The organism is Kordiimonas sp. SCSIO 12603 (assembly GCF_024398035.1).
Classification (GTDB): Bacteria; Pseudomonadota; Alphaproteobacteria; order Sphingomonadales; family Kordiimonadaceae; genus Kordiimonas.
In genome coordinates, this window is sequence record NZ_CP073748.1 from 2632570 (window position 1) to 2653436 (window position 20867).

The window sequence follows — 20867 nt, forward strand, 5'->3', positions numbered from 1 at the left end:
AAAAATGCTAAAGAATACCTTAAAGAAAACCGGGTTGCTTATTGCGGTTATTTCTCTGGCAGCATGTAGCGCAGGTGAGCGAATTGCCAATATTGGTAAAGCGCCAGATTTAACGCCAATTAAAGATATAAAGGCCCCTCCAGCACAGCGTTCTATCAGCCTACCAATGCCTGATACAAGAACCACCCGACCAAATGCGAACTCGCTATGGCGGACTGGCGCCAAAGCCTTCTTTAAAGACCAACGTGCATCAAATATTGGCGATATTCTAACAGTTAACATCGCCATTGCGGACAATGCCCAGATTGGCAACACAACAACGCGTGCCCGTACAACTGAGGAAGGCGCTGGCCTAACCAATTTCCTTGGTTTTGAACAACAAATTCGTAATGTACTACACGGATCTGCACCAACCACGGGAACGGATAACCGACCAACTGTTAACCCTGCAACTCTTATAAACGCTGATTCATCAACATCTTATAACGGCACTGGCTCTGTTAACCGCAGCGAAGCGATTAACTTAACTCTTGCCGCTATCGTAACTGACGTTCTTCCAAACGGTAATTTGGTAATTCAGGCACGTCAGGAAGTACGCGTAAACTTTGAGAAACGTGAAATGCTGCTAGCTGGCATCATCCGGCCGGAAGACATTTCGTCCAGCAACCAGATTTCGCATACTCAAATTGCTGAAGCCCGTATCTCTTACGGAGGTAAAGGCCAAATTACCGATGTACAGCAACCGCGCTATGGCCAACAGCTGTACGACATAGTTTTCCCATTCTAATCAAACAAGGAGGTTCGTAAGGAACAGTTACATTTATCGAATAAAAGCCAACTTTATAGCCGGTCCATTGGATCGGCTTTTTTTCTATTCCTACATGACAAGCATAAAAAAAGGGAGCAAAAGCTCCCGTTTTTCTACTCTGTAAAAATCGCCTAATCGTCGCGATGAACTTTTTCTGCCCTTTCATGCGCCTCTTGCGCCTCAAGGGTCATAGTTGCAATCGGACGGGCATCCAGACGACGAAGACTGATTGGATCACCAGTTACTTCACAGTAACCATATTCACCCTCTTCGATCCGGCGAAGCGCAGAATCAATTTTTGATACCAGCTTCCGCTGACGATCTCTTGTGCGCAGCTCAACTGACCAATCAGTTTCAGATGAAGCACGATCAGCTATATCTGGCTCACGCAAATTATCTTGCTGTAAATTTTGCAAAGTTTCTGCAGAATCCCGAAGAAGATCGTCCTTCCACTCATTTAATTTACGACGGAAGTAAGCGAGCTGGCGCTCATTCATAAACTCTTCGTCCTGAGATGGAATATAATCTTCTGGCAATTCTATCATTGTCATTGTTTCGGACATTGTCACTCCCCAACAAACACTCAAACAAAGCCCTTGCCGTTAATTCCCCCAAAGGCTCCGACGTCTATATAATGATTTCAACGGCTCGGCACAAGACGTAATAAAATTGTCAATTTTAAGGAGAAGTTTTTAAAGAAAATTTAAGGTGCAAATAGTTGTATTTACACACCAAATTTAGCAAGTTCCACTTCAGCACGCAATTCAATCTCAGCAAGAATTTCATTGAGACGGCTATCGTCAGTGCTGTTTTTGTGATTCCTTGCCATGTCAGCAAGGCTTCTAAGATTAGGCATAGAAATCGCTCCCAGAAGAATCCCTTTTCTAACCTCATCCAGAAGATCGAGCATCTCTTCTGCACGAGCTAAACCTTTAGAACGACCATTCGTACTATCGGGCACCCCTTGCAATGCCAGGAGGGAATCTAAAGACGCAATAGGACCGGAGCCGCTAACCGACGCCGTTTGTGAAGATGTTTCAGTATCTGAAATTTCCGCACTAAAGCTAGCGCCAGATGACCTGCCTTTTGAAGCAGTCTTCTTAATGCCGCTGGATTGAATCTGTCCTGGACCTGAAATTTTCATACTCTAAATTTAATCCCTAGAAGCTATAGAGGCAACTATTGCTACAACGGCTCGGCAACAAATTCCACTTTCTTCCTCAGTTTCGCATGAAAGCCCATAATTTTCAATCAGTTAAAGCCAAATAAAAACTGGCACAAATATAGCATTAATCATTGCAAACATGGAAACAGGCAAAAATGCCGACCAAATGCGGATGAAATGCAATGAAAAAGACAATGCGATTCTTGAAAGCAGCAGCAAGCGCTATTCTTCTCACAGTTCTGGCGATCCCAGCAACTGCAGCGCCTTCTCGCATCAAGGATATTGTTTCCATTGAAGGTATCCGGGAAAACCAATTGGTTGGATATGGCTTGGTGGTAGGCCTTAACGGCACAGGTGATACACTTCGTAACTCACCTTTTACCGAACAGAGTTTAACCGCAATGCTTGAACGCCTTGGCGTTAACGCTAAAGGCACAAACATGCGAGCGGAAAATGTTGCCGCAGTTATGATTACCGCAGAATTACCTGCCTTCGCTCGTAACGGTACACGCATTGATGTGAATGTAAGTTCACTAGGTGATGCATCTGATCTTAAAGGTGGAACGCTAGTCGCAACCGCCCTACTCGCTGCTGATGGTAATGTTTATGCTATGGCACAAGGCGCAGTAGCTGTGGCCGGTTTTAACGTTCAAGGTGAAGCAGCATCTGTTGTACAAGGTGTTCCAACAAATGGCCGCATCGCTAACGGTGCTATCGTTGAGCGCGAAATTGATTTTGAAATGTCTGATCTGAAATCAGTGAAACTCTCACTGCACAATCCTGATCTTACAACCGCACGCCGTATTGCAGCAGCTATCAACAACCACCTTCAGGTTGGTATTGCCCGCCCATTAGATCCATCAACTGTACTTTTGGACCGTCCGATCGGCTTCCGTCTTACGACTGTTGATCTTCTTACAAATATTGAAAACCTGACAGTTGAGCCTGAACAACGTGCTCGTGTTCTTATTGATGAACGTACTGGTATTATTGTAATCGGTTCTGAGGTTCGCATTAATCCATTAGCGATTGCTCAGGGTAACCTGACTATCAGTATCACTGAAGAACCTCAGGTATCTCAGCCTGGCGCATTTGCAGAAGGCGGTACAACAGAAACTGTTCCGCGTACTGGTATTGAAGTAACTGAATCTGGGACAGAAAAGTTAACCCTGCTTCCACCTACAGTAACTCTTAAAGAATTAGTGGATGGCCTGAATGCTCTTGGTGTTGGTCCTCGCGATATGATTTCAATCCTGCAGGCGATTAAAGCCGCCGGTGCGATGCAAGCTGATATTGAGGTGATGTAATGCAAGTTCAAGCCTTTGATATTGGTCAGACCCAAGCTCAGATATTTGGCGCTCAATCTAAAGCAGCGACGGATAAGCTAAATGCGCTGGCGAACAGCGTTCCTGCAAACGAAAAGCAACTACGTAAAACAGCAGAAGATTTTGAAGCTGTCTTTCTTGGGCAAATGCTAAAGCCGATGTTTGAGACCATTGAGTCAGATGGCTTCTTTAGCGGAGGCCATGCAGAAGAAGTTTACCGCGGTATGATGGTTGAAGAAGTAGGTAAATCTATTTCAAAAGCTGGCGGTGTCGGTATTGCTGAATCGGTTTATCAAGAACTATTAAAACTACAGCAGGTGTAAGTATGCCTCTTGATACTATGCCAATGGAACCAAAAGCCGAAGCCGGCACTCCTATGCTCACAGGGCATGGGGCCAAACTAGTAAAAATCACCATTGCACTAACTGACCTAATCAAACAGGAAACTGAGCTACTAAAGCAGCGCCTAGCACGCGAAGCTCAAAAGCTTCACGGTCAAAAAAACCGATTAATGGCTGAGTACCGAGAAACTCTCAATCATCTTCAGGTGAATGAAAAATTACTTGGCCCTAAAAATTCGCCAGCACGCCAGTATATCCGGAAAATCACTGATAAATTCAGGGAAGTTCTTCGAGATCATGCACGAATTGTCCTCAGGCTGAAATCCGTTGCTGAAGGCATTATCAAAAGTGTTGGCGAGGAAGTTGTTAAGAAAAACAGACCTGTTGTCGGATACGGCAAAAATGCCGCATTTAAAACGCCTGCACAAATGCAGCCCACCTCCTTGCAGCTTAACCAGGTAATTTAATGGTTGTCCCCCCCATAACTGTTGAACAAGTTGTTCAACAGTTTTTGGATAACACCAATAAACCAGCGCCTAATTTACCTCAGCAACCGCAGCCCCCCCGCTCCTTTGGTGAAGAAGTCATGCGTCATATGAGTGGTGGTAGCAGTGGCTCTGTAACAGCCCAACAAAATTTTATCATCTCTCAATCCAGCAGGCCACAGTCCTTCATACCATTCACTGGAGACGGTTCTGCTATGGGCACTTCTGGTAGCTCAACTCCTGCACGTAAACCAAACAAACACAAAAAAGCGACTGCCGCTTATTCTTCTGCGCCTCAAGGGTTCACTAGTAAAAAATAATCTTGTGAAATGGGTTATTATTGCAGGTCAAACAAGCACCCACTCGGCACAAAGTGCATTTTTTTCCAGAAAACAAAATTAAAACAGAATGAATCTTTTTCCTGATTTTATAGGCATATTTTTCAAAGATTATATTTTTTTCATATATATCAACAACTTAATGTAAAATAAAAGTTGGCACACCCTTTGCTTATTAATGATCGAAAGCCGAGAACGGCATGTAGAAACGTCATGAATAAGGAGAGGTTAAATGGCCTTTTCAATTAATGTAAACGCTGGTGCACTAAGCGCCCTTCGTAATCTTTCAGACACAAATAATGAGCTGAATACAACACAGACACGTATTAACACTGGTCTGGAAGTTTCTTCCGCCAGAGACAATGCAGCGGTTTTCTCTATCGCGCAAAAGTTGCGAGGCGATCTGCGTGGCCTAAGTGCTGTAGACCAATCTTTAGACCGCGGTATTTCAGCAACCGACGTAGCGTTAGCTGCAGCCACAGCGATTTCTGACCTTCTTCTAGAACTCAAGGAAAAAGCTGTAGCCGCCTCTGACCAAGGCCTTGACACATCAAGCCGTAACGCTCTTGCAGAGGACTTTCAGGCTCTTAGGGACCAAATTACTTCTATTACAGCTAACGCTGAATTTAATGGTACAAACCTTATTGATAGTGGCTCAGATGCCATCGTCGCTATTACCAATTCTGATGCTACTCAAACTCTTTCAGTAGCGCACGAAAACCTAACACTAGGTTCTTCCAATATCGTTATCACAGCAACACAAGGCATCTCCACGCAAACGACTGCCGCTGACGCTGTAACAGATATTAACCAAGCTATTGATAACCTAAACGCTGTTCTTACTCGCCTAGGCTCAGGTGCAACTGCTCTTGAACAAAGCCGCGACTTTAATGCACGTCTTTCTGATGTAATTGAAGTTGGTATCGGTAACTTGGTTGATGCGGATCTAGCGACTGAAAGTGCTAATTTGCAGGCCCTACAGGTACGCCAGCAGCTTGGTATTCAGGCGCTATCGATCGCCAACCAGTCTCCTCAGCAGATTCTATCCCTATTCCAGGGGTAAGAAACACCTACTTCATGACGTTTTCCTTAAGCACCTCAGTCAAAAATTGGCTGAGGTGTTTTTGTTATCAACATATTTTAAGAAATATTTTGCAAATTAACGCTATTAGCTCATCAATACTTCATTCAGAGCTTCCACAACTCTCTTGATGTCAGCTTCTTCCATTTGGGGGAACAATGGCAGGCTTAAACTCTTTGAGTAATATTCTTCGCCACCCGGCAGATTTTGCACACCATATTTTTTGCGATAATATGGCTGAGATGAAACAGGGATATAATGTACTTGTGTACCAATCCCCATACCTGAAAGCTTCTTCATCATAGTTGCTCTAGATACGCCAACAGCTTCAAAATCAATTTGCACAGCATAAAGATGCCAAGCCGACAAGCAATCTCCTGACTTCCGGTTAGACTTGATCAGGTTTCCTAAAGGCTTCAAAGCATCATCATAACATAATGCTAGTTTGCGGCGCTTTCCTACAAAACTGTCTAACTTCTTCAACTGTGAAAGCCCCAAAGCACACTGCATATCAGTTGCGCGGTAATTGTAACCGAGCTGATGCATTTCATAATACCAAGGATTAGCCTGCCCCGATGTATCCATAGCCATTTCATCATGAAGAAAACTCTCTTCATTGCGGTGCATATCGTGGCTGCGCATCAACCGCATTTTTTCTGCAGCTTCAGGATCATTGGTGGTGACAACACCCCCCTCTCCCATTGCAATTGATTTTACAGGGTGCAGCGAATAACATCCGAAATCTTCAAACTGCCCATCCCCCGGTTTTCCACCGCCGATATATTCTGCCCCCAAAGCGTGACAGCAGTCTGTTATAACTTTTATGCCGAGCTTTTTAGCATAAGTGTTAATTTCAGCCATTTGTTCCGAATGCCCAGTGAGATGTACTGGCATTACAGCCTTCACGGAACCATTTGCATCTGCAATAGCATCCTTGAAATTATCAAGCGTCATTAGTCCTGTTTCAGGGTTAACATCGGCAAAAGCTACTTGGGCGCCAACCATTTCAACCACATTCGCTGTAGACAGAAATGTAATTGCAGGCACAACAACAACATCTCCAGGTCCAATTCCAGCAACGATAACGGCAAGATGCAAAGCTGTTGTACCATTTGACACAACAACAGCTTCCTTAACACCGATATGAGAGGCAAATGCCTTTTCGAATTCAGCAGCTTTTGGACCTGCAGTCAGCAGGCCATTTCTCATAACATCGACAACTGCTTCGATATCATCTTCTTCGATAGTATGCCGTCCATAAGGAAGGAAATTAGCGGCCATTCTTTTTACCCATCAGGCGAGAGTGTTTTAAGGATATTCCTTAATTCTTCAACACTTAACCACGTATCGTTTTTATCACTGGAGTATTCAAACCCTTCAGGCATTGCGGGATGCCCCTCATCAGCAAAACTATCACGATCCCAAAAGTTCCATTCAGGTTCAATAATATAGCGATCACCATAATCAACGGTATTTGGCGCATTATGTTCAGTAATCATAATTTCATGGAGTTTTTCACCAGGACGAATACCAACATGTTTCATTGGTATTCCTGGTGCCATCGCCTCAATGAGATCGGGCAACCGCATCGATGGAATTTTAGGCACGAATATTTCGCCCCCACGCATTATGTGTGCACATGACAGGGTAAAAGAAACCGCCTGTTCCAACGTTACCCAAAAACGTGTCATGCGTTCATCAGTAACCGGAAGTTCTGTTGCACCATCCTTAATCAAATCTCTAAAGAATGGGATTACACTCCCCCTAGACCCAAGGACATTGCCGTACCGGACCACCGAAAACCGTGTCCCTGTTCCTGAAGCCAAAGCATTGGCTGCGACAAATATTTTATCAGAAGCAAGTTTACTGGCTCCGTATAAATTGATTGGGTTCACGGCCTTGTCCGTAGAAAGAGCCACCACTTTTTTCACACCAGCTTCAATCGATGCCTGTACAATGTTTTCTGCACCGATGACATTGGTTCTAATGCATTCGAATGGATTATACTCTGCCAAAGGAACTTGTTTTTGAGCAGCAGCGTGAATAACCAAATCCACTCCACGCAAAGCCATCTTCAAGCGGTCTCTATCTCTAACATCTCCGATAAAGAAACGAACACGCTTTCTATGTTCTTCTGGTAGGCTGTTTTGAGTTACAAAATGATTATATTCGCCACGAGCAAAAATTATTACCCTCCGAGGGGTATAATCTGTAAGTAACCGGTTGAGCAGCATGGTACCAAATGACCCTGTCCCACCTGTAATAAGAATAGATTTATTGTTCAGATCCAGCCCGGAGCAATCAAAATCGGTCAGCGCCACAGTCGCTTCTCCCCAAAATCACTTTTCATGCCATCAGCCTAGCACTTGTAAGGGAAGCTTAAAAGCCTTCTTTTTATAGAGGCTTACTGTGTTTTTTGAGTGAAATAGAATAGGTGTAATTTAGAGGCGAAACATACGAGGTAATATCTCCTGCACCTCTGGTAGATGTTTCATCACTTTCATGAGCACTCAACATAACTCTTACAAAATAATTACTCGCTACCTCTTGCGCATGTACCATCCCAAGAGCGGCAATATCTGACCGCCTGCATTCAAGTGTCATCGCCTTAGTGGCATCCCCTAATTCTATGACACCATCAGTCATACCAAGGGCTGAAGAAGAAGAAACCAACCGAGATACTGATTTACCTTGTTCTATAGGGAAACTTATAGGGAACTTCTCTCGCTTATCCCCACCATTTGCAACTTCGTAATATAGCGTTTCTCTATCAAACGCCTCAGGAACCAGTGTTATATTCCCCAAACGGAGACTTCCTTCTACTTGATCCAACCATTCAGCATCATAAAACACTTCCAATCTGGAACTATTTGCATCAAGAACGAGGCGCTTGAATAACGGCCCCCACCGTGTTTGTACCGTACCTTCGATCACCAACAAACCGTCCGAACCATATATTTCTGGCTCAAGATTGCTTAGATCGGTGACCTTATGACTATTTCCGGGTTCACACACCATATGGCCGCTATAAAAATCGGCTCCAAAAGAGATATCATCGTAATAACCATGCGCTAAAGTCCCGATAAGCGAGTTTGCGGCAGGTGCCCCGCCTTCAGAACCTGCATAATCACCAAATCCAAATGCCTGAATTGCCATACCACGATATAGATTCAGAACCAGATGCAGGTCTCCGCATTCTACCGTTAGAAACCTGCGATCACGAGAAACTCTATAGATATCCTGAATATGCCCCTGTTTTAAAACAGCCCTATTCGCTTTGATTTCTGGTAGTTTTTTAAGAAGGTTATCCCAACGTTCTTCAGTGATATGGGTACGAAAATCACTGGCCCAAATACCGCATAATTCACGCCAATCTCTGGCTGTACCTTCTTCATTGTTTTTAAGCTTTTCAAACTGCCGCCAACAATGGGTGTTCAATTGCAAATCTGCGCGCCCGGTCACTCCCCAACGGGTGATATTATATTTACGTTGTTTCTTTACGGGAACTGGAACTGCTGGTGTTTCAAGCCTGATACTGGTTTCAGCGTTATCCAGCAAAGAGAGAGCTTTCGAAGGTAAAACAATTTCCATTTCATTTTGCGCCTCCAAGGTTTTGAAAAGCATTTCTATACGAGCATGCTCAACTGCACCCGAAAGCTTACTTTCAGCTTCAAACCTACCTGGCCGATAATCAAACACTTCACCATCACTGGTATACAGGGGAAATGCCTGCACACCTTTTGCCAGCTGAAGATTGATAAATTCCAGATATTCATCAGCTTCTATCTCACCATGCGCATAGCGTTGAAACTTCTGAAAAGAAATAGCATCAGACCATAAAACAGGCAGCAGAACATTATCCTGACCTTCAAGCATGGCCGGACGGTGCATAATAGAGGCTGGCCATTCCGGGTGATGGCTTGCGGGTTCTGCCCAATCCATCATAACTGCCTTAAAGCCAGCTTCTTTATAAAGAGGTAATATTCCAGATGAATATGCCTGTTCATTCACCAAGGCTATTTCAGGCGTAACACCTAATATTTCTTGATAATCTTCAAGGCCCAGTTTCAGGTTCCACCTTGTTACTTCCGCAGGCACAAGGGGAGCAATCATTTGGGTGAAACCACTACCAATGAGTTCCGCCTTACCTTCGTTCAGCAATTGCTTAAAGGTGGCAATCCACGTCGGGTCGACACTCAAAATAGCTTGTAGTGTATAACTTGTTGCCTCAATACCAATTGGTATTCCATTTTCAGCGAGCTTGAGTAAAGGCCAATAGCATTTCTGAATAACCGTATAGTGATCTTTTTCCTCAATAGACGAGAAAGCCAAGTTCAGATGAAATGCTGTATAAAAATATGGGCTGCTCATATAGCTGGATAAGCCGTTATTGTTTCTGAATAATCGGATTAAACTCTAATAACGCGTTTTCCGCATTTTTAACAGCTTCAGAATATGAAGCACCGGTTGCTTGTACCATAGCAATAGAAGCCGCTGCGTTTTGTGGCCTGCTAATATAATCTCCGGGTTTCGCCCATGTTTCGAAAGCCAATACATTTTCAAGGGCTCTAATTTTAGCAGGATCAACGAAACTCTCCAGAACTCCTTCATCTACTAAACACCAGCGCGTACTGACGGGTTGATTAGAGATCGCGCACCAATCTGCCGGGTTCAATTCTTCACCCAAAGCTGTTCTGGCCGCAGCTTCAACTAAATACACTCCAGTTGAAAACGGAATTTGATGAGTACAAAAATAGCCGCCCGATAACCTTGCCGCTAATTCAATAATATAAGGCTCCCCATCATGAACAACGATATCGCCTTTCACAATACCATTTTCCACTCCTAAACTCGCAGCTGCTTGAGAAACCAACGCCTCTATTTTTACAGTTACTTCCTCAGGTAGCGAAGAAGGCATAGTACCACCATTTTCCACGATAAATGGATGGTATTTTTCAAGAAACTCATAGCTTCTGTCAGATAACGCAGGAGTAATAGCCTGACCTTTAATAACGATAGATTCAGTACTAACCTGAGGCCCTTCTATGTACCTCTCCGCCATAACCCTGCCCGACGGCGAGTTGTCTCTAGCGTTTTCATATGCCCACTGAGTACTGCCATTAGCATCAAGAACAGAAACTCCTTTAGAGCCCCTGCTATCAACTGGTTTGACAACCAGTTTACCCCACTCATTTCTCAAAGAAGAAAGAGCCTCATCATTAGCAATCAACTGATAATCAGGTACAGAAACACCATCTGCAACAAACTTATCCTTCATCGCAAGCTTATCAACAGCACGCCTTGCAGTCTCAAGAGAATTTCCTGGTAAATTCAGTTTATCTGCAATAACAGAAACAATATGTGGAACATCACAAGCTAAACACATTACTCCGCTAATTGGTTTTTTAGCATGATAAGCCACTATAGCAGGCAAACATTTCTCAATATGATAGACGCTCGCAAGGATACGATCTTCCGCATATTTAAAGCCGGGAGCATTTTCATCCATATCACAAACAACAAGATGAAAGCCCTTTTGCCTCAAGGCTTTCAAACCTTCTGCTGCTTGTCGACTACCGCCTAAAACCAATAATCTTTGATCTCCTGACATAGATCTAATTCTTCGCAACCGAATTCTAATCTAAATCAACGCGGGCAATGGCTTCTTCAACAGCAAGAGCGCGATTAAGCGTCTTCCCAACGAGGTTTCGATACTCAAGCCCGGTAAAGAACTCCCCTGAGTCTTTAAGAGGCTGCTTACACACCAAATCTTCTGCTGATATCACATGCCCTTTTTCCAGAGCAACTGCCGCTCTAACGGCTACATGGTAGTTTGTTCGTGCAGCCATTTCAGCTTCAAGTACATCGCCAGAAACACCGGAAGCTGCTGCGATGCGTTTTGCGGCCATTGAAAGTTCAGCAAACTCATGTGGCTCAAGTGAAATACCGTGATCAAGCCCTGGCATAGAGCGATTCAGTGTAAAATGACGTTCCACTACGCATGCCCCTTTTGCAATTGCAGCCATTGAAACAATAGTACCCACTTCATGACCAGAGAAACCAACAGGAAGATTATAGCGCTGCTTAAGCACATCAATAGTATCAAGCTTCACTTGATTATCAGGTGTTGGGTATGAACTTACACAGTGGAACAACAATAACGGATTTTTATCGAGGATACGAACAGCCTGATCTCTCTCCTCCCATGAGGTTCCCCCAACACTCAGCATAACTGGACGGCCTGTCGCAGCAACGGCTTCGAGGAGCGGCCCATTTGTAAGGCTGTGAGAAGCAATTTTAATGACAGGCATATCAAGCGCTTCAGCAAGTTGTAATCCTGGAATATCAAAGATAGAAGCGAACCAGATCATTCCTAAATCATTCGCATGATCCCTTAGGGCCTTATGTTCGTCGAGTGTTAGCTCAAGCTTCTCTCGTACATGTCGTTGCGTACGTCCAAGAGTTGGGCATTTTTCAAACGGAGCATCTAGAAAATCTGCCACTGCAAGGGCATCTGGTGTACGTTTTTGGAATTTAACCATAGTGGCCCCGCTCTCAGCAGCGGCATCTATCATGCGATGGCCAAGCTCAACACTACCATTATGGTTAAGCCCAATTTCTGCAATCATCTGTGCAGGAAGGCCATCACCAATTTCCGTATTGTTAATCGTAATACGTTTCATATTTTTCATTATTCTGTCCGCTTTTTTTCTAACCATTTGCTGAAACGGTCCATAATAAATTCCGGACCTGGAGGGTTTGGTGCGCCTATAGTTCCATTATCAATTGGTATAATATTCAACCATGGTGCTTTCACTGGTATTTCCGGTGTCTGTTGCTCACCTGTGGTTTCAAAACAGCGGTTATCCAGAACATACCATGTTAAATTCTCGATAGGCATCATTGCCGTTGCCGCGAGCCCCATCAGAGCGTTACCGTCTCCATCAACAACAACTATATGCAAATCTGGCCGAGACATCGCGAGGCCAATACCAACACTCAGCGCTTCTCCCATGGCATGAAGCATATAAAAATTATTTTCCTGATCGGCGACATGAGCAGCTTCTCTGGCGGTTAATCCATTTGAAAAAACAAAAGCAGCTTCAGGGTGTTTTTTAACCAGATTAGTAATCGCATCAGCCCGTTTCATCAATATTCCCCCGATGGAACAAAACTGCGCACGTCTTATTTTGTTCGAAAGCTAAATCGGCAGCCGCGTCTAAAGCGCCAAGCCCTTGTTTCCCGTAATCAAATGCTGGCATGTCAATCGCTTTAAGAAATTCAGAGGTTTTGTCACCCCAATGCTGATGTTGAATTTCTTCCCAATCAAGTTCACCTCGATTAGAAATCAAAAGAACAAGCCCATTGTTATAGAGATACTGAAGGCCAAAAAGCCCGTCCACAAGGAACCCAAGGCCAGAGTTTTGGATAAAAATACAAGGTCGGGCGCCTCCCAACCTAGCACCAAACCCCATTGCAAGCGCATGGTTTTCCCTCATGGCCAAAACCGTGTTATCAAGCCGTTTGTATAGAGGCTTAAAAACACTATCCGGCACACCGGAATACCAATCAAAAAGCGTATTCATCCTGTCAACTAAATCACCAACAGGGGCTATTTCTGGAAAGTAGTGCCGCCCATTTTCATGAATAACCAATTCATCTGTATTCATCATTTTAACCGTTAAAATCTGTCCCTAGAACTGAATGGATTATCCTATTCAAATCAGATGCCAAAAAAGGCTTTGGGTTCACATTAGGCAAGCCTTTATCCTGTTGTACTCTAGCTACTAAATCCTCAAACGAGAATTTATCCATACTATATTCGGTTACTACTTCAGGAATATTTAAGCCACCAAGCCACTCCGCAATGAAGGCAACAGCTGCTTTATCGCTTTCATACCCTCTACCACTCATGGCATGTGCCAATTCTTTAACGCTGCCACCATAGGCATCAACATTAAAGCGCAAAACATATGGTGTAATGATTGCATTCAATAACCCATGTGGCAATTCGCATATCTGGGATACAGCCACAGACACTGTATGTATCATACCTGTACGCCAATTTGATATAGCTTGCCCGGCAAGAAGCGAAGCATAGGCTAAATTTTCCCGGTCCTTGAGACTAGCTTTATTTTCTAAAGCTTTTGGCAAAGAACGATAAATCAAATTCATTCCTTGTTTAGCCATGTTTCTCGCAATTTCAGTAGCGTGCGTGCCTGTCGCCGCTTCAAACAAATGAACCCAAGCATCGAGAGCCGTTGCTAATGTTTGATCATTTGGCAAAGATACAGTCAAACTAGGCTGAACGATAGCAAGCGCCGGGCTGATATTATCGTGTGCCAACGTAAATTTACGCTTAGTTTCATCATTGGTAATAACCGTATATGGTGTTACTTCACTTCCACTTCCCGAAGTTGTCGGAATTGCAATAATATTTAATGCTCTATTCGGGATAAGCTCAGGATTGAATTCAAAATCGATTATCTTTCCTGAGTAATCAGCAAGCAACGCAATCGCTTTAGCTGTATCCATCACACTTCCACCGCCTATGGCAATAACGGTATCCACATTAGAATGCCTTACATATGTATCTGCTAAATCATCCACATGGCCACTTGAAGGTTCAGCAAGTACAGGCGGAGCAATTTGAACGGATATATCTTTTGCCTCTAGATCAGCCTTAATTTGGTGAACAATACCGCCTTCCTTTTGTGAATGCCCACCAGAAACTATCACAACAGAGCGTATGTTAACGTTCTTCATTGAAAGAACAATGTCCTCGCTGCCAAATACAACGGGAGTTTTCAGGGAAAAATCAGCCATTTTCAGAATATTTCATTCATCGTTTAGTGAGAGATTGAGAGCAACGGTATACATGATGCGATATTAATGCAATTGAATTACTATAGAATTCCCAGCACTACAGTTAGCCCCAATTCATAGTGATACAGACGATACTTCTTGAAACCACAACAGTTTTTTAACATCTTGGCATGGATATTGATTATTAGAATGTAAATTTAATCTACGCTCTCATGAGCTAAAATATTCAAGGATTTAAGATGACAGAAAACGCAGTCGATCCGTGCATGGTTTGTAAATCCACCAACTTTGATACTATGAAAAGTGTAAAATGGATCATCACTGGCTTAGGCCCACAGGACGTTCATTTTGGCGTTTGTAAAGATTGTGGCCATATCCAGCAAAATCCGCTGCCATCTATGGAAACTATTGAAGCTTTCTATCTTGAATATTCCAACTATTTTGTACTTGATGAAAACTATACTCCCCCACCCAAAGCACAACTATTTACTACTAAGCATATGCTTTCTTCCGCAAATCGACTAATGCCGAATAAAGGCAAGCTGTACGAAATTGGCTGCGGTTCCGGTATTCACCTGCACTATTTCAAACAAGACGGCTGGGACGTTGCAGGTTGTGAGCCATCTAGAGATACTGGGGCGCAAGCGCAAAAGCTTTTAGGTGATTGTATTTCATTAGGTTTCGCACACGAATGCTTAACTGGGCAGGAAAAATATGATGTAATTTTATTGAGCGGAGTACTGGAACATGTTCCTGCACCTCACGATTTAATAAAAATTGCCTACGACCACTTGAAAGATGATGGGTTGTTTATTTGCCAGGTACCATGCGCCAGACAACCCCATCTCTTCTGCCCCGGCTGGTTGGCCCTTGAACATCTTTCGTATTTCTCAACAGAGATATTGACACGAGTACTAGAGGAAAATGGTTTCCAGGCTCAGGAAGTTATTCTTGATGATACGCTTTCCGCTTACCCAAGCATATCGGCTGCCTGCAGAAAGGCAGACCTTTATTCTGGTCCACAGCCGAAGCATCACAATATGTACTCGATGAATAAACAGATGATTGAAGATCACCTGAGCATTGATCAACAACACTGGTCAGCTGTTGAAAGTCGTTTCCAACATATTGACGAAGCCTATATTTGGGCCGCAGGTGTTCACACAGCACAGCTTTTCTCCGAAACAAACATTCTGGAAAAGATAACCATCAAAAATGTTATAGATAGCAGCCCTTTGAAAGTTGGCCACAAACAAGGTCCTTATGAAATTTTAAGTAAAGATCAATTCGCAAGCAACTATAACGGCGAATATGTCATCATCTCCTCTCATCATTTTGAGCTGGAGATTGCGGCAGGCTTAAAAGAGATGGGAATTTCAGAAGACAAAATCATTCTCTTATATAATTAAGAGCTCGCCTTCAAAAGCATACTAATTTGATGAGCAAATCTCTCTGGAGCTTTGCTCATTTTGGTTGAATAGTTGATAAAACACTCACTCATTTCAGTGTTAGCCGACATGAAAGAAACAGCATTCACGGCCTCCTCAACTGAAGGATAGAATGTTTCAGGCATATGTGTTTTGAGATAGGTTTGCTCTTCATTAGTCGCCGCACCGATAACATCGAAACCTACTGTATTTACACCAGCTTTAATCGCTTCAAAGAAGCTCACTCCATATTGGCAAAGAACCATATCACTTGCTGATATCAATTGAGGGATATTCACCGGGGCTTTCAATATCTTAAAAACTGAGTTGTCTACTGCAGGCACAGATGGTGGTTGAGCATAACTTCCTTGCACCCACTGAATTTCAAATGTGTCACCAATCTTTCCAACAAGCAATTCAGGAAGCCATGCACTCAGCTTCGCAGGATCACTTCCTCCTGTAAGAACTAAGAGTTTCTTAACGCCACCTTCACGTTTCATCTTCGGGAAGGTGCGTAGTAAATATGTATCCCAACCATATGAAATGGCATCTGCATTATTTTTCTGGCGGTCTTTAGGCAGGTAAAAAGAAGGAACCCAGTTATGATCAAACATATCTTCATAGTTCTTGCCAAAATCAACACCTACCAAAGGTTTCAATAGGCTTTTAGCTTTTAACAACTCAGCTAGATCATCACTTAAACTTTTAAGATCAAAGATACAAAGATCAGCTGCTTCCGATGTATTCAAAACTACTGAGCTAGATAACCGTTGAACCCAAAGATGATCAATCAAATCCAAATCATCAAATTCAACTGGGTCTCCCTGAATAATCAATCGCACTTTCGCACTTAATCGATCCTGTAAAATGGTAGCCGCAGCCATCATACGCGACAGATGCCCTAATCCGGCATCTTTCCCAGCTTCCGCATAAATACTAATGGACGGAGATTTATCTTCTACACCTTTTTGTCGAACAAAACCGTTCATAGCTCGTAGATCGCCATCCTTGGATAACTGTTCAATCACCCATTTCAGGTCAACAATATCCTGCCCACGATCAAGAGAACTCCATCTAGAGTATACTTCTCGCATGAATCTGTAATCAGTTGGTGTATCTACTGAAATTCTATGCTGAATACTGCTGTATATCTCATCCTCATCAACATAGGCGATCTGCTGGGGTGCAACTTTACCAAGGCTATGATACACAGCACCAATATGCTCTCGCTCAAAGGGCAACTCAGCACAAGCAACCATTTGATCCCAGAAGGAACGACGATAAACATCAAACCCCTCATGGATATATTTTTGCTCAGGCGGCAAGGGAGAAAGCTGAACTAAATCAACAGAGTGTTTGTTCTTTATGGCTTTCAGTTTATTATTAATGGTTTCTGGCTCTATCAGCGGACAATCACCACAAACATAGAGCAACACATCAGCGTCAGCTTTTTGAACCACAGCATCTATACGTCCAACAAGATCATCCACATCGCCAGTGTGCGCATAACAATCAACGCCACTAGACAAAGCCCATTCTTTTAGAGGGATATTATAATCGTCTGCGGTTGTTGCGATAATGATATCATCAATCAATTCAACCTGTTGCAATCTCTTTACAATATGGCTGATCATTGGCTCGCCAGCCAATGACAACAAGTGTTTTCGGGGCAATCGTGAAGAATTTAACCGAGCACCAATAACTGCGATTATTTTTTCAGCCATTCTTGCCTGACCTCTATTAAAGGGCGTAGCCCATCACTGGGATCAGCCCGCCAGGGCCGGTCACCTATCTCAGCGGCGGTTGGCTTCTTTTGGCCGTCTCCATCTGCAGCCTGTAGACGTTTGCGCCCATCGATTACGGCTTTCATCTCGTGAGGCAACCAGCAATGTCCGGCTTTATACTCTGCTCCTTGTTCATCCAAATCTAGATGAAATTCAATAGCTGTGGCTTCATATCTATCTATAGCACGATTAACAATCGCACTATCGCGGCTATGATCGGACCACCCCACAGGAAGCCCTGTTGCCTCGCGAATAGTTTCAATCGCTGCAAGATTACAGCTATCCGCTGGGGCCGGATACCCAGAAACACAGTGCAATAATGTTAAATGTGTTCCCCCGGCCTTTTGAAAAACTTCAACGGCATGTGAGATCTCGCTTAAGTCTGCCATCCCTGTTGATAAAATAAGCGGCTTGCCAGTTCTCGCACACTCTGAAATCAAATCATCCCACAACAATTCGTATGAGGCTATTTTGTAGAAATCGACATATGGCTCCAGAATGCCCACGGCATCCAGAAAAAAAGGCGTGCAGGAAAACTGGATGCCGCATTGCGTGCTAACACTCTTCAATTCAGGCAAGAATTCTTCGGGTAACTCCCACTCAACACGCTTTCGGTGCTCCTCACTTCGTTCCAAAATTTCGGAGGCAAAAAGTTGATCAATCTTAAACAATTGAAATTTAACCGCCTGGCAGCCCATTTCAGCAGAAGCTTGGATGAACTTGCGTGCTCTATCTATTGATTTAGCGTGATTACTGGATACTTCAGAAATAAACAATGGCAGTGCAGACATTACTTAAGCCCTAACTTATGCTGAATAACGCCAGATGTCTTTTCCACAATCTTGTACCAATCTTCGCCTTTCTCAGCGACAACAGTATGCCCTGCCCGAACAAACGGTACTTTCCCACCTTCATTACCAAATAACCACCATGGTTCAGAAGTTGACATAATCAAGGTTTCAGTTCCTAGGGCCATTGCAAACATCGCGGGTGCAGATACACATGACAACACGAGATCACAATTCGCCATAATACCTAAGTTCGCTTCTATATCCTTTTTCAGATCAACACCTTCAAGGTTATGTACCTTGATACCAAAACGGTCCTCAAATTCCTGTAATTCGTCAGAACACTCATCATATTGAAGATTGACGAAATCCACTTGATCTTTAAACGCTTCGAATGGTCTAAAATGTTTAACGGAGCTGTAGATATAGCTTCGTGTAAGACTCTTGTTACCACTACGCCAAGCGAAACCAATTTTTGGCTTATCACTTATTTCATCAAGTTTTTCTTTAAATTTTTTCTTTAATTCAGGACACACAATCAAGTTATCTTCACCAGAAAACTTAACGTCTTCAGGTTTTTTCCAGAAAAACTTGGGAGCGCTGGCGAGTGGGATTGCGTAGTCTACATCCAACTCTCCATCTTTGATCATTTGTTGCGCCTTCGGGAAACTACGGTATCTATATCCTTGGCGAATGACATCCGACAGAGGGCTAACAATCGCCTCAGGATATGATCGTTCGTAAATACTGGTTAAACGAGGCTCACAGCCAATAACTAACTGTCCAGCTTCTTTTTCCAGTGAACGGAAGAAGTTACCCCACATGACTTCATCGCCAATTCCCTGCTCGGCTAAGAGAAGTACTTTTTTACCTTTTAGAGGCTGGCCATCCCAGATCGGTAGTTTATGTGTATATATCTGAGATTGATTATGGTGCCGTGAAGTATCCATACGATACTCATAGTGCTCCCAAGCCTCTTCTAATTTACCTAGGAAAAAGTATAGCACACTGAGCCCCAGGCGTGGCTCTGGCGACTTAGGATTTAATTCAATGGACTTTAAATCTGCCTCAACAGCCAAATCCCACTCGCCCATCTGCGTATAACTCATGGCAAGATTGCTATAAATCTTAAAATCATTCGGGCTTAAACGTATCGCCTCTTTAAAAAAGACCACACTCTCTTCGGCACCGTCTCTAGCTCTTACTTGGGTCGCAAGCACATTCCACAGATCAGAGTTTTCCGGAAATACAGGAATAATACCCTGCAGCATCTGGATACTTTCATCATAGCGCTCCTCAGCTGAATATGCCGTTGCCAAATTTACATAATGGCGTGCCTCTCTAGGCTGCATGCTAATCAGAATATTTCCTATTTTAACAGCAACATCATAAATACGCATATTAAGTGCGAGATTCATAATAACAGACACAATGTCCGGTGTTGGTGCATGAAACTTAAGGGCGCGTTCAATAACCAATATCGCTTTATCGCGCACACCAACAGAATTCAGGCAGTGCGCCAGAACCGTCAATAAATCCAGATCGTTAGGTAAATATTCCCAAGCTTCTAAAAAATACGGCAGAGCTTTATCAAAGCTATCTTTTTCAACCAGCCTACGTCCTTTATTCAAGGATTTTTGTAACTCTTTTACCTGCTTACCTGTCAGTGATTTTTGCGGATTATTGTGAAATTCCAAATCGGAAGATATACCATTTACAACTGATGACACATCTCTACCGTCCAACAGATCAGGCACTTGCAACCCATCAGCCGCGAGCGGATCATCAGGCAATTTGACCGCCTCCTCGGTTATAATGATCTCATCCATGAGAGCTTCATCATTTTTCACAGGCTGCATATTTTGTCTCCCTACCCGGTACAAATTACCAGCTAACCAGGTATTTTCTCCCAAACTTCGGCGGTTTGGTCACTATATTTGTATCTATCGAAGATTACTGCAAAGCAAATGCCAAGAAAATACTAGCATTTTCAAATCATATTTCCTTATGATATAAAGACTTAGTTTACTTTATTCTGATTTATTGGAATTCTAACGGGCAGAATTAGCTCCGGGGAGGCATGTATGGCACTGAAGCTGTCGTTAAAACCAGACGAAAAACTCGTCATAAATGGCGCAGTTATTGCTAATGCAGATAGACGCACAACATTGATTGTCCATAACAAGGCATCAATACTGCGGGAAAAAGATATTATGCAGGAGGATGAAGTAGACACACCGGCACGCCGTATCTACTTCCCTATCATGCTTATGTATATGGATCAGCAGAAGACTGATACTTATTACGAAGAATTTATGAAGAGAATGACAGAGTTCATGGCAGTAATAACCACCCCTGAAGCTATCAATCTCTGTGTTAAGATTAGCAAAGATGTGATGGAAAAGAACTTCTATCGCGCTTTAATGAACTGTAAAAAGCTGCTAGCTTTTGAAACAAGCAGATTGAATATGCAGGAATAAGAACCTGCGTTAGCAAACG

The 20867-nt window shown here is 43.3% G+C and carries 21 protein-coding genes; 8 read left to right on the forward strand and 13 right to left on the reverse strand.

What is annotated here, in order from left to right; all coding sequences use genetic code 11:
* The first annotated feature begins 4 nt into the window (after nucleotides 1-4).
* Nucleotides 5-787, forward strand: a complete 783-nt coding sequence (flgH, locus tag KFE96_RS12225; RefSeq protein WP_255832842.1) for a flagellar basal body L-ring protein FlgH — start codon at nucleotides 5-7, stop codon at nucleotides 785-787.
* 152 nt (nucleotides 788-939) lie between these two features.
* On the opposite strand, the gene dksA is transcribed toward flgH, so the two are convergent.
* Together dksA and KFE96_RS12235 are read right to left on the reverse strand one after the other, a co-directional pair.
* Nucleotides 940-1371 (reverse strand): RNA polymerase-binding protein DksA, encoded by a 432-nt coding sequence (gene dksA, locus KFE96_RS12230; protein ID WP_255832843.1) that lies wholly within the window; start codon nucleotides 1369-1371, stop codon nucleotides 940-942.
* A 161-nt stretch (nucleotides 1372-1532) separates the two neighbouring features.
* Nucleotides 1533-1952, reverse strand: a complete 420-nt coding sequence (locus tag KFE96_RS12235; protein WP_247020332.1) for a flagellar assembly protein FliX — start codon at nucleotides 1950-1952, stop codon at nucleotides 1533-1535.
* Between the two features lie 203 nt (nucleotides 1953-2155).
* On the opposite strand from KFE96_RS12235, the gene KFE96_RS12240 reads away from it, so the two are divergent.
* The 5 genes from KFE96_RS12240 (at nucleotide 2156) to KFE96_RS12260 (ending at nucleotide 5525) form a co-directional block, all read left to right on the forward strand.
* Entirely contained in the window at nucleotides 2156-3280 is a 1125-nt protein-coding gene (locus tag KFE96_RS12240; RefSeq protein ID WP_247020334.1) for a flagellar basal body P-ring protein FlgI, read from the forward strand.
* The gene (locus KFE96_RS12245) at nucleotides 3280-3621 is read left to right on the forward strand and encodes a rod-binding protein (protein ID WP_255832844.1); all 342 of its coding nucleotides are present in this window, start codon (nucleotides 3280-3282) and stop codon (nucleotides 3619-3621) included. The genes KFE96_RS12240 and KFE96_RS12245 overlap by 1 nt, the downstream gene beginning before the upstream one ends.
* Nucleotides 3622-3623: 2 nt before the next feature.
* Nucleotides 3624-4106: a hypothetical protein gene (locus tag KFE96_RS12250; RefSeq protein ID WP_255832845.1), complete on the forward strand. Its 483-nt coding sequence runs from the start codon at nucleotides 3624-3626 to the stop codon at nucleotides 4104-4106.
* Nucleotides 4107-4225: 119 nt separating this feature from the next.
* Nucleotides 4226-4444 (forward strand): hypothetical protein, encoded by a 219-nt coding sequence (locus KFE96_RS12255; protein WP_255832846.1) that lies wholly within the window; start codon nucleotides 4226-4228, stop codon nucleotides 4442-4444.
* A 250-nt stretch (nucleotides 4445-4694) separates the two neighbouring features.
* Nucleotides 4695-5525: a flagellin gene (locus KFE96_RS12260; RefSeq protein ID WP_255832847.1), complete on the forward strand. Its 831-nt coding sequence runs from the start codon at nucleotides 4695-4697 to the stop codon at nucleotides 5523-5525.
* A gap of 105 nt (nucleotides 5526-5630) precedes the next feature.
* Here KFE96_RS12260 and pseC read toward each other — a convergent pair whose 3' ends face one another.
* The 8 genes from pseC to KFE96_RS12300 form a co-directional block, all read right to left on the reverse strand.
* A complete protein-coding gene (gene pseC / locus KFE96_RS12265) occupies nucleotides 5631-6824 on the reverse strand; it encodes a UDP-4-amino-4,6-dideoxy-N-acetyl-beta-L-altrosamine transaminase (protein WP_255832849.1) in 1194 nt (397 codons plus the stop codon).
* 5 nt (nucleotides 6825-6829) lie between these two features.
* Nucleotides 6830-7864 carry a UDP-N-acetylglucosamine 4,6-dehydratase (inverting) gene (gene pseB, locus KFE96_RS12270; protein ID WP_255832850.1) on the reverse strand — a complete coding sequence of 345 codons (1035 nt, stop codon included), beginning with the start codon at nucleotides 7862-7864 and terminating at the stop codon, nucleotides 6830-6832.
* 73 nt (nucleotides 7865-7937) lie between these two features.
* Nucleotides 7938-9914, reverse strand: coding sequence for a hypothetical protein (locus tag KFE96_RS12275; RefSeq protein ID WP_255832851.1), 1977 nt, complete (start codon nucleotides 9912-9914; stop codon nucleotides 7938-7940).
* A gap of 16 nt (nucleotides 9915-9930) precedes the next feature.
* Complete coding sequence (locus tag KFE96_RS12280) at nucleotides 9931-11154, reverse strand: ATP-grasp domain-containing protein (protein WP_255832852.1); 1224 nt, start codon at nucleotides 11152-11154, stop codon at nucleotides 9931-9933.
* 25 nt (nucleotides 11155-11179) lie between these two features.
* The gene (locus KFE96_RS12285; RefSeq protein ID WP_255832853.1) at nucleotides 11180-12235 is read right to left on the reverse strand and encodes an N-acetylneuraminate synthase family protein; all 1056 of its coding nucleotides are present in this window, start codon (nucleotides 12233-12235) and stop codon (nucleotides 11180-11182) included.
* Nucleotides 12235-12693, reverse strand: a complete 459-nt coding sequence (locus tag KFE96_RS12290) for a thiamine pyrophosphate-dependent enzyme (protein ID WP_255832854.1) — start codon at nucleotides 12691-12693, stop codon at nucleotides 12235-12237. The genes KFE96_RS12285 and KFE96_RS12290 overlap by 1 nt, the downstream gene beginning before the upstream one ends.
* Nucleotides 12680-13216: a hypothetical protein gene (locus tag KFE96_RS12295; protein WP_255832855.1), complete on the reverse strand. Its 537-nt coding sequence runs from the start codon at nucleotides 13214-13216 to the stop codon at nucleotides 12680-12682. Before KFE96_RS12295 ends, KFE96_RS12290 begins: the two co-directional genes overlap by 14 nt.
* Before the next feature lies 1 nt (nucleotide 13217).
* Entirely contained in the window at nucleotides 13218-14369 is a 1152-nt protein-coding gene (locus KFE96_RS12300) for an iron-containing alcohol dehydrogenase family protein (RefSeq protein ID WP_255832856.1), read from the reverse strand.
* Nucleotides 14370-14608: 239 nt separating this feature from the next.
* Between KFE96_RS12300 and KFE96_RS12305 the strand changes: the two genes are divergently transcribed.
* Entirely contained in the window at nucleotides 14609-15778 is a 1170-nt protein-coding gene (locus KFE96_RS12305; RefSeq protein WP_255832857.1) for a bifunctional 2-polyprenyl-6-hydroxyphenol methylase/3-demethylubiquinol 3-O-methyltransferase UbiG, read from the forward strand.
* On the opposite strand, the gene KFE96_RS12310 is transcribed toward KFE96_RS12305, so the two are convergent.
* Genes KFE96_RS12310 through KFE96_RS12320 form a run of 3 tightly spaced genes read right to left on the reverse strand, consistent with a single transcriptional unit; the run spans nucleotide 15775 to nucleotide 20227 of the window.
* Entirely contained in the window at nucleotides 15775-17520 is a 1746-nt protein-coding gene (locus tag KFE96_RS12310) for a cytidylyltransferase domain-containing protein (protein ID WP_255832858.1), read from the reverse strand. The genes KFE96_RS12305 and KFE96_RS12310 overlap by 4 nt on opposite strands.
* Nucleotides 17505-18371 (reverse strand): N-acetylneuraminate synthase family protein, encoded by an 867-nt coding sequence (locus KFE96_RS12315; RefSeq protein ID WP_255832859.1) that lies wholly within the window; start codon nucleotides 18369-18371, stop codon nucleotides 17505-17507. The genes KFE96_RS12310 and KFE96_RS12315 overlap by 16 nt, the downstream gene beginning before the upstream one ends.
* Nucleotides 18371-20227 (reverse strand): lipopolysaccharide assembly protein LapB, encoded by a 1857-nt coding sequence (locus KFE96_RS12320; RefSeq protein ID WP_255832860.1) that lies wholly within the window; start codon nucleotides 20225-20227, stop codon nucleotides 18371-18373. Before KFE96_RS12320 ends, KFE96_RS12315 begins: the two co-directional genes overlap by 1 nt.
* Before the next feature lie 225 nt (nucleotides 20228-20452).
* Between KFE96_RS12320 and flbT the strand changes: the two genes are divergently transcribed.
* Entirely contained in the window at nucleotides 20453-20848 is a 396-nt protein-coding gene (flbT, locus tag KFE96_RS12325) for a flagellar biosynthesis repressor FlbT (RefSeq protein ID WP_255832861.1), read from the forward strand.
* Nucleotides 20849-20867: the final 19 nt, after the last annotated feature.

Excerpts from the sequence above, each read along its gene's own strand:
- KFE96_RS12295 (WP_255832855.1), bottom strand. The coding sequence starts at position 13,216 with ATGATGAATACAGATGAATTGGTTATTCATGAAAATGGGCGGCACTAC.
- KFE96_RS12240 (WP_247020334.1), top strand. The coding sequence starts at position 2,156 with ATGAAAAAGACAATGCGATTCTTGAAAGCAGCAGCAAGCGCTATTCTT.
- pseC (WP_255832849.1), bottom strand. The coding sequence starts at position 6,824 with ATGGCCGCTAATTTCCTTCCTTATGGACGGCATACTATCGAAGAAGAT.
- KFE96_RS12305 (WP_255832857.1), top strand. The coding sequence starts at position 14,609 with ATGACAGAAAACGCAGTCGATCCGTGCATGGTTTGTAAATCCACCAAC.
- KFE96_RS12290 (WP_255832854.1), bottom strand. The coding sequence starts at position 12,693 with ATGAAACGGGCTGATGCGATTACTAATCTGGTTAAAAAACACCCTGAA.
- KFE96_RS12255 (WP_255832846.1), top strand. The coding sequence starts at position 4,226 with ATGCGTCATATGAGTGGTGGTAGCAGTGGCTCTGTAACAGCCCAACAA.
- KFE96_RS12310 (WP_255832858.1), bottom strand. The coding sequence starts at position 17,520 with ATGGCTGAAAAAATAATCGCAGTTATTGGTGCTCGGTTAAATTCTTCA.
- KFE96_RS12275 (WP_255832851.1), bottom strand. The coding sequence starts at position 9,914 with ATGAGCAGCCCATATTTTTATACAGCATTTCATCTGAACTTGGCTTTC.
- flbT (WP_255832861.1), top strand. The coding sequence starts at position 20,453 with ATGGCACTGAAGCTGTCGTTAAAACCAGACGAAAAACTCGTCATAAAT.
- flgH (WP_255832842.1), top strand. The coding sequence starts at position 5 with ATGCTAAAGAATACCTTAAAGAAAACCGGGTTGCTTATTGCGGTTATT.
- KFE96_RS12285 (WP_255832853.1), bottom strand. The coding sequence starts at position 12,235 with ATGAAAAATATGAAACGTATTACGATTAACAATACGGAAATTGGTGAT.
- KFE96_RS12260 (WP_255832847.1), top strand. The coding sequence starts at position 4,695 with ATGGCCTTTTCAATTAATGTAAACGCTGGTGCACTAAGCGCCCTTCGT.
- KFE96_RS12315 (WP_255832859.1), bottom strand. The coding sequence starts at position 18,371 with ATGTCTGCACTGCCATTGTTTATTTCTGAAGTATCCAGTAATCACGCT.
- KFE96_RS12300 (WP_255832856.1), bottom strand. The coding sequence starts at position 14,369 with ATGGCTGATTTTTCCCTGAAAACTCCCGTTGTATTTGGCAGCGAGGAC.
- KFE96_RS12235 (WP_247020332.1), bottom strand. The coding sequence starts at position 1,952 with ATGAAAATTTCAGGTCCAGGACAGATTCAATCCAGCGGCATTAAGAAG.
- KFE96_RS12245 (WP_255832844.1), top strand. The coding sequence starts at position 3,280 with ATGCAAGTTCAAGCCTTTGATATTGGTCAGACCCAAGCTCAGATATTT.
- dksA (WP_255832843.1), bottom strand. The coding sequence starts at position 1,371 with ATGTCCGAAACAATGACAATGATAGAATTGCCAGAAGATTATATTCCA.
- KFE96_RS12250 (WP_255832845.1), top strand. The coding sequence starts at position 3,624 with ATGCCTCTTGATACTATGCCAATGGAACCAAAAGCCGAAGCCGGCACT.
- KFE96_RS12280 (WP_255832852.1), bottom strand. The coding sequence starts at position 11,154 with ATGTCAGGAGATCAAAGATTATTGGTTTTAGGCGGTAGTCGACAAGCA.
- KFE96_RS12320 (WP_255832860.1), bottom strand. The coding sequence starts at position 20,227 with ATGCAGCCTGTGAAAAATGATGAAGCTCTCATGGATGAGATCATTATA.